This is a genomic window from Chthonomonas sp. (assembly GCF_035294165.1).
In the GTDB taxonomy this organism is placed as follows: domain Bacteria; phylum Armatimonadota; class Chthonomonadetes; order Chthonomonadales; family Chthonomonadaceae; genus Chthonomonas.
In genome coordinates this window covers 1-1,058 of the sequence record NZ_DATGLN010000120.1, presented here as the reverse complement: position 1 = coordinate 1,058, position 1,058 = coordinate 1, and the positions used below count along the sequence as shown (strand labels likewise).

Genomic DNA, 1,058 nt, shown 5'->3' with positions numbered 1-1,058 from the left:
CTCACCGTGACCTGGATACTTTCCCCCGGGGCAATGAAATTCTCGTTCGGATCGGCACTCAGGTTCCAGCCGAGTTCCGCATCGGCCCAGCCTTGGACGAACCCATACTGCGCCGACGCGGTCGTACAGACCAGCGGGTAGGCGCTCACGGCGCTGGAGCAACTCACGGCAAGGTCCGGGGGGTTGGCAAAGACAAACGGCGGCTCCAGCACCACCTTCAGCATCGGGCTCCGATCAAAGGCCGCGGTGGCCACCACTCGCCCCGTGGGCTGACCGAGACCCAATCCCTCGAAGGCCGGGAGGAAACTCGCATTCATCGTCGTGTTGAGATGAGTCCCGATATTGAAAAGATACCCCCCATCATTCGTCTGACTCCATCCCCCAGCTACCTTGGGGAGATTCCCGGGTGTGCCTTGACACTGGAATGGACCGTCCGAGTAAAAACCATCTTGGTTAATGAAAGGGGTACGCGTAGGCGACCCATCCCAACTCCCCCCGGTTGCTTCGGCGATGGAACACATCGCATGCTCGACAATGTAGGGTTCAAAATCATAGGCAAAGGCGGATGATGAGGCCATCCCAATGTAGTAGGCTTGAGAGGTGCTGTTATTGGCTCCACTCACCGAAGGACCATCTACTAAATAGGCACCCTGCGGCGTTGGATACCACCACGCCGAATTTACCGTGGAGAGAACATCAATCGTGCAGTTCCCGCCCAAGGAGTCGACACAGGTCGGTGCGGTTCGAGCCAACACCGCAATGGAGTTGTTGGTCGTGCCTTCGGTCGGCGTCACCCAACCCTCGCACCGGGGGCTGACAATGCCGGGAGCAAACTCATACGGGGAGGCACAATCGGAGGTAAAACAGAGCGACTCGAAGGTTCGGTATCTCGACAGGTTACTGTAGGTCCGGTTGCCGAACATCGTCGTCGGGGCAAAATTGACGGGCAGGCCGGACCAATTCAAGCTACCAAGTTCGCTCGAGTTCAGGGTCTTCGAAAATGTCGACCAGGGTTCCCCGACCCAGCCGAGCGGGGGAACGCACGCATCCATCGTATG

At 58.5% G+C, this 1,058-nt stretch carries 1 protein-coding gene; it reads right to left on the bottom strand.

The window, feature by feature from the left end; genetic code table 11:
* Positions 1-794 (bottom strand): hypothetical protein (locus VKV29_RS06050; protein ID WP_324200409.1); only part of this gene is annotated, 794 nt, incomplete at its 3' end.
* Between the last annotated feature and the right edge of the window lie 264 nt (positions 795-1,058).